This is a genomic window from Hymenobacter psoromatis (assembly GCA_001596155.1).
Taxonomy (GTDB): Bacteria; Bacteroidota; Bacteroidia; order Cytophagales; family Hymenobacteraceae; genus Hymenobacter.
The window spans coordinates 1-6,421 of sequence record CP014770.1 but is presented as its reverse complement, the minus strand read 5'-3'; the positions used below and the strand labels follow the sequence as shown (position 1 = coordinate 6,421).

At 62.0% G+C, this 6,421-nt stretch carries 8 protein-coding genes and 2 pseudogenes; 5 read left to right on the top strand and 5 right to left on the bottom strand.

The window, feature by feature from the left end; genetic code table 11:
- Positions 1-170: 170 nt before the first annotated feature.
- The 5 genes from A0257_23335 to A0257_23315 form a co-directional block, all read right to left on the bottom strand.
- Positions 171-1,331 carry an anhydro-N-acetylmuramic acid kinase gene (locus A0257_23335; GenBank protein AMR25626.1) on the bottom strand — a complete coding sequence of 387 codons (1,161 nt, stop codon included), beginning with the start codon at positions 1,329-1,331 and terminating at the stop codon, positions 171-173.
- Between the two features lie 123 nt (positions 1,332-1,454).
- Positions 1,455-1,796 (bottom strand): pyrophosphatase, encoded by a 342-nt coding sequence (locus tag A0257_23330; GenBank protein ID AMR25625.1) that lies wholly within the window; start codon positions 1,794-1,796, stop codon positions 1,455-1,457.
- A 306-nt stretch (positions 1,797-2,102) separates the two neighbouring features.
- Positions 2,103-2,408, bottom strand: coding sequence for a hypothetical protein (locus A0257_23325; GenBank protein AMR25624.1), 306 nt, complete (start codon positions 2,406-2,408; stop codon positions 2,103-2,105).
- 3 nt (positions 2,409-2,411) lie between these two features.
- Complete coding sequence (locus A0257_23320) at positions 2,412-2,645, bottom strand: hypothetical protein (protein ID AMR25623.1); 234 nt, start codon at positions 2,643-2,645, stop codon at positions 2,412-2,414.
- 19 nt (positions 2,646-2,664) lie between these two features.
- Positions 2,665-3,111 carry a D-tyrosyl-tRNA(Tyr) deacylase gene (locus A0257_23315; GenBank protein ID AMR25622.1) on the bottom strand — a complete coding sequence of 149 codons (447 nt, stop codon included), beginning with the start codon at positions 3,109-3,111 and terminating at the stop codon, positions 2,665-2,667.
- Between the two features lie 170 nt (positions 3,112-3,281).
- Here A0257_23315 and A0257_23310 point away from each other — a divergent pair, with 170 nt between their 5' ends.
- From A0257_23310 to A0257_23290, 5 genes and pseudogenes are all read left to right on the top strand, one after another.
- Positions 3,282-3,728 carry a D-tyrosyl-tRNA(Tyr) deacylase gene (locus A0257_23310; GenBank protein ID AMR25621.1) on the top strand — a complete coding sequence of 149 codons (447 nt, stop codon included), beginning with the start codon at positions 3,282-3,284 and terminating at the stop codon, positions 3,726-3,728.
- 19 nt (positions 3,729-3,747) lie between these two features.
- On the top strand, positions 3,748-3,981 hold the full coding sequence (locus A0257_23305; GenBank protein AMR25620.1) for a hypothetical protein: 234 nt from the start codon (positions 3,748-3,750) through the stop codon (positions 3,979-3,981).
- Between the two features lie 3 nt (positions 3,982-3,984).
- Positions 3,985-4,290, top strand: a complete 306-nt coding sequence (locus A0257_23300) for a hypothetical protein (protein AMR25619.1) — start codon at positions 3,985-3,987, stop codon at positions 4,288-4,290.
- 306 nt (positions 4,291-4,596) lie between these two features.
- Positions 4,597-4,937 (top strand): annotated as a pseudogene (locus A0257_23295) (pyrophosphatase).
- Between the two features lie 123 nt (positions 4,938-5,060).
- Positions 5,061-6,219, top strand: a pseudogene (locus A0257_23290) (anhydro-N-acetylmuramic acid kinase).
- The last annotated feature ends 202 nt before the right edge of the window (positions 6,220-6,421 follow it).

Genomic DNA, 6,421 nt, shown 5'->3' with positions numbered 1-6,421 from the left:
CTCTACCAGGTGGGCGTGCGGCTCGGGACCGGGCGGGTGAGCAGCCAGTGGTTTTGCCGCTTCACGTTTGCCAGCGACTCGGCGCGCCGGCCGCCGCCGGTGCTGCTGGAGGTCACGTTTCGCGACACGACGGCGCGGGCGGTGCTAGGCTTCGGGCTGCGGCGTCAGCGTTAGCCGGGCAGGGAGATTTTGCCCAGGCTCAGGCCGTTGCCCGCCAGCGCTTCATTGGCTAGCACCGCGAAAAGCACGGCTTCTTTGGCATCGGGCGGCACGCCGGCCTCGGCGGTGCTGCGCAGGCGGGTGGCCGGCAGGTGGCGGGCCAGGGCGGCCAGCAGCGTGGCGTTGTGGGCGCCGCCACCGCTCACCAGCGCGTCGGCGGCGGGCGCAGGGCCCAGGTAGTGCCGCACGCCCTGCGCCACGGCCCCGGCGCTCAGCTCGATAAGCGTGGCCAGCAGGTCGGATACCGATAAATTTTTTGTGCCCGTACAGCGCTGGTTTTCAGCCAGATAATTCGGTGAAAAAAGCTCCGGCCCAGTGGTTTTGGGGAAGGGCTCGCTGAAAAACGAATGGCTGCGCAAGGCCGCCAGCAGCCCGGCGTGCGGCTGGCCCCGCGCGGCCAGGCGGCCGCCTTCGTCGTAGGCTTGGCCGGGGTAGCGCTGGCGCACCACGGCGTCGAGCAGCGTGTTGCCGGGGCCGGTGTCGGTGGCCTGGGCGGGGCCGCCGTCGGCGGGCAAGAGCGTGAAGTTGGCGATGCCGCCCAAGTTGAGCAGCAGGCGATTAACTCCTGGCTGGCGGAATAATAATTTGTCGGCAAACGGGGCCAGCGGCGCGCCCTCGAAGCCGGCGGCCACGTGCTTTTGCCGAAAATCGGAGAGCGTGATAATGCCCGTGCCCACGGCCAGGTGGTCGCCGTCGCCGATTTGCAGCGTGGCGTGGTGCGGAAAGTCGGCCCGGCCGTGCTGGTGGCGCGGCGCGTGCCAGATGGTCTGCCCGTGGCTGGCCAACACATCGACCTCGGCCGGCCCTACCCCCCACCCGGCCAGGCAAGCCAGCACCGTGGCCGCGTGGCGGCGCGCCACCTCCGCATTGAGCAGCACCACCTCTTCCAGGTCAACCCGCGGCTGACTAACGGCCCGCAGCCGCGCCTGAAACGCCGCCTCATACGGCACCGTAACAAACTGTTCCATCGTTACTTGCAGCGCAGCGTCGTGGCCGGTGCAGCGGCACAGCGCCACGTCGAGGCCATCGAGCGAGGTGCCCGACATGAGGCCGATGATGCGGCGACTGGGCTGCTGTGCCACGGCCAGCAGGCGGCTTAGGTGCGGGTTCATGGAGTTAATTGGGAAGGAGAAATTATACTCGTTGAGCAAGTTGATTAAAAAAGAACGTCATTCCTCGACAAGCTCGGAATGACGTTCTTTTTTCGCAGCATACTCCGAAAACAATATGATTCCTCATTCTTCCTTCTTCGCCCCCAATTTTGGGTTGTCGCGGTGGCGGGTGGCGTCGCGCTGGGTTTTCTTGGCCAGGTTGCGGGCCAGCGCGTCAGTGAGGTTCACGCCGGTTTGGTTGGCCAGGCAAATGACCACGAACAACACATCGGCCAACTCGTCGCCCAACTCCCTACCCCGGTCCGAGTCCTTGAACGACTGCTCACCGTATTGCCGGGCGATGAGGCGCGCCACCTCGCCCACCTCTTCGGTGAGAATGGCCAGGTTGGTTAGCTCGCTGAAATAGCGCACGCCGGTGGTGGTTATCCACTCATCGACAGTGGCTTGGGCTTGTTCAATTGTCATAAAAATCAGCTGCTTACCAAGCCCGCCTGTTCAATGGCAACCAGCTTACTGATTGGCACTAAACGACTATGGACTGTAAGTCCATAGGTTTGAAAGCGAATGGAATTCGGCGGTTTCGGCTAAAGCCGGCTGAAAGAAGCCACTGAAAGTGGGCCGCTCTAGAATGAAATTCTGCTGGCGAAACGCTAGCGTCAGTCGTTGGGCAAAGAGCAATAACTAACTGACAATCAAAAATTGACCGTTCTTGCATAAGCAAGGCCGGCGAAAGGGAGTAGCAACTAAAGTCTTGCCCTAAAGGGCATAGCTTTAACTAGCGTGCTTGAAAAGTAAACTTAGGGCCTGCTCCCAGTGCGGCGCTAAAAAATGGTGAAGCTGCCGCAAGCTACAACTGCCGCTTCGCAGCCAAAGAACCCGCGGTGGGGGCTCCTGCTGGCGTATGAGCTGCGCGAAATCCTTATCCTTCGTGATGATAGTTAGGTTGTGGTCAGCCGCATATTTCCGGATTGATACATTTGGCCAGCGCTCGTTCAGGTCGCGCTGATGTAAAAACTCCTCACCCCGCCAATAAGCAAATCGGTAAGGCAGATTAATATCAACTAGAAATCGCACCATGCACTACGCGGCCTGTTGCGCAAACTGCTGCTGAATAATCTGCTGCGCAAATTCCAGGCACGCTGGAATGTCAGCCGGCTCCAGCGTCGGGAAGGATTCCAGAATATCGGCCAGCGTGTCACCGGCCGCCAGGTAGCCTAACACGGTATCAACTTGCAAGCGGGTACCCCGAACGGTAGGCTTGCCAAAACACCGTTCCGGGTCCACGGTGATGCGCTCGGTGAGGTAGGTAGTCATGCTGCAAAGTACGCAGAAATCAGGCGGGTGAATCCAGCACAATCGTCACCGGGCCATCGTTGAGGAGGCGCACCTGCATGTCGGCCCCGAAGATGCCGGTGGGCACCGGCTGGCCCAGCTCCCGCGCCGTGAGGGCCACGAAGCGCTCGTAGAGCGGCGCGGCCACGGCGGGCGGCGCGGCCCCGCTGTAGCTGGGGCGGTTGCCCTTGCGCGCATCGGCCAGCAGCGTAAACTGGCTCACTACCAGCACCTGGCCGCCCACGTCGCGCACGCTACGGTTCATCTGGCCGTGGTCGTCGTTGAAGATGCGCAGGCCGACGAGCTTGCGGGCCATCCAGGCCAGGGCGGCCTCGTCGTCGGTGGGCGCGCAGCCGACCAGCACCAGCAGGCCGGGGCCAATCTGGCCGGTAATGGTGTCCTCCACGGTGACGGAGGCTTCGCGGACGCGCTGAATTACGAGACGCATTTTTCAGTGATTAAAGATTAATGTCGTCTGTCATTGCGAGCGCAACGAAGTGGAGCGCGGCAATCTTTCCTTCACATCTGGTTAGTAAATTCAATGTGAAGGAAAGATTGCCGCGCTCCACTTCGTTGCGCTCGCAATGACAGACGACATTAATCTTTAATCACTGAAAAATGCGTCTCGTAATTCAGCGCGTCCGCGAAGCCTCCGTCACCGTGGAGGACACCATTACCGGCCAGATTGGCCCCGGCCTGCTGGTGCTGGTCGGCTGCGCGCCCACCGACGACGAGGCCGCCCTGGCCTGGATGGCCCGCAAGCTCGTCGGCCTGCGCATCTTCAACGACGACCACGGCCAGATGAACCGTAGCGTGCGCGACGTGGGCGGCCAGGTGCTGGTAGTGAGCCAGTTTACGCTGCTGGCCGATGCGCGCAAGGGCAACCGCCCCAGCTACAGCGGGGCCGCGCCGCCCGCCGTGGCCGCGCCGCTCTACGAGCGCTTCGTGGCCCTCACGGCGCGGGAGCTGGGCCAGCCGGTGCCCACCGGCATCTTCGGGGCCGACATGCAGGTGCGCCTCCTCAACGATGGCCCGGTGACGATTGTGCTGGATTCACCCGCCTGATTTCTGCGTACTTTGCAGCATGACTACCTACCTCACCGAGCGCATCACCGTGGACCCGGAACGGTGTTTTGGCAAGCCTACCGTTCGGGGTACCCGCTTGCAAGTTGATACCGTGTTAGGCTACCTGGCGGCCGGTGACACGCTGGCCGATATTCTGGAATCCTTCCCGACGCTGGAGCCGGCTGACATTCCAGCGTGCCTGGAATTTGCGCAGCAGATTATTCAGCAGCAGTTTGCGCAACAGGCCGCGTAGTGCATGGTGCGATTTCTAGTTGATATTAATCTGCCTTACCGATTTGCTTATTGGCGGGGTGAGGAGTTTTTACATCAGCGCGACCTGAACGAGCGCTGGCCAAATGTATCAATCCGGAAATATGCGGCTGACCACAACCTAACTATCATCACGAAGGATAAGGATTTCGCGCAGCTCATACGCCAGCAGGAGCCCCCACCGCGGGTTCTTTGGCTGCGAAGCGGCAGTTGTAGCTTGCGGCAGCTTCACCATTTTTTAGCGCCGCACTGGGAGCAGGCCCTAAGTTTACTTTTCAAGCACGCTAGTTAAAGCTATGCCCTTTAGGGCAAGACTTTAGTTGCTACTCCCTTTCGCCGGCCTTGCTTATGCAAGAACGGTCAATTTTTGATTGTCAGTTAGTTATTGCTCTTTGCCCAACGACTGACGCTAGCGTTTCGCCAGCAGAATTTCATTCTAGAGCGGCCCACTTTCAGTGGCTTCTTTCAGCCGGCTTTAGCCGAAACCGCCGAATTCCATTCGCTTTCAAACCTATGGACTTACAGTCCATAGTCGTTTAGTGCCAATCAGTAAGCTGGTTGCCATTGAACAGGCGGGCTTGGTAAGCAGCTGATTTTTATGACAATTGAACAAGCCCAAGCCACTGTCGATGAGTGGATAACCACCACCGGCGTGCGCTATTTCAGCGAGCTAACCAACCTGGCCATTCTCACCGAAGAGGTGGGCGAGGTGGCGCGCCTCATCGCCCGGCAATACGGTGAGCAGTCGTTCAAGGACTCGGACCGGGTAGGGAGTTGGGCGACGAGTTGGCCGATGTGTTGTTCGTGGTCATTTGCCTGGCCAACCAAACCGGCGTGAACCTCACTGACGCGCTGGCCCGCAACCTGGCCAAGAAAACCCAGCGCGACGCCACCCGCCACCGCGACAACCCAAAATTGGGGGCGAAGAAGGAAGAATGAGGAATCATATTGTTTTCGGAGTATGCTGCGAAAAAAGAACGTCATTCCGAGCTTGTCGAGGAATGACGTTCTTTTTTAATCAACTTGCTCAACGAGTATAATTTCTCCTTCCCAATTAACTCCATGAACCCGCACCTAAGCCGCCTGCTGGCCGTGGCACAGCAGCCCAGTCGCCGCATCATCGGCCTCATGTCGGGCACCTCGCTCGATGGCCTCGACGTGGCGCTGTGCCGCTGCACCGGCCACGACGCTGCGCTGCAAGTAACGATGGAACAGTTTGTTACGGTGCCGTATGAGGCGGCGTTTCAGGCGCGGCTGCGGGCCGTTAGTCAGCCGCGGGTTGACCTGGAAGAGGTGGTGCTGCTCAATGCGGAGGTGGCGCGCCGCCACGCGGCCACGGTGCTGGCTTGCCTGGCCGGGTGGGGGTAGGGCCGGCCGAGGTCGATGTGTTGGCCAGCCACGGGCAGACCATCTGGCACGCGCCGCGCCACCAGCACGGCCGGGCCGACTTTCCGCACCACGCCACGCTGCAAATCGGCGACGGCGACCACCTGGCCGTGGGCACGGGCATTATCACGCTCTCCGATTTTCGGCAAAAGCACGTGGCCGCCGGCTTCGAGGGCGCGCCGCTGGCCCCGTTTGCCGACAAATTATTATTCCGCCAGCCAGGAGTTAATCGCCTGCTGCTCACTTGGGCGGCATCGCCAACTTCACGCTCTTGCCCGCCGACGGCGGCCCCGCCCAGGCCACCGACACCGGCCCCGGCAACACGCTGCTCGACGCCGTGGTGCGCCAGCGCTACCCCGGCCAAGCCTACGACGAAGGCGGCCGCCTGGCCGCGCGGGGCCAGCCGCACGCCGGGCTGCTGGCGGCCTTGCGCAGCCATTCGTTTTTCAGCGAGCCCTTCCCCAAAACCACTGGGCCGGAGCTTTTTTCACCGAATTATCTGGCTGAAAACCAGCGCTGTACGGGCACAAAAAATTTATCGGTATCCGACCTGCTGGCCACGCTTATCGAGCTGAGCGCCGGGGCCGTGGCGCAGGGCGTGCGGCACTACCTGGGCCCTGCGCCCGCCGCCGACGCGCTGGTGAGCGGTGGCGGCGCCCACAACGCCACGCTGCTGGCCGCCCTGGCCCGCCACCTGCCGGCCACCCGCCTGCGCAGCACCGCCGAGGCCGGCGTGCCGCCCGATGCCAAAGAAGCCGTGCTTTTCGCGGTGCTAGCCAATGAAGCGCTGGCGGGCAACGGCCTGAGCCTGGGCAAAATCTCCCTGCCCGGCTAACGCTGACGCCGCAGCCCGAAGCCTAGCACCGCCCGCGCCGTCGTGTCGCGAAACGTGACCTCCAGCAGCACCGGCGGCGGCCGGCGCGCCGAGTCGCTGGCAAACGTGAAGCGGCAAAACCACTGGCTGCTCACCCGCCCGGTCCCGAGCCGCACGCCCACCTGGTAGAGTTCGATGGCTGGGCCGCGCGCCTGCCCCTGCT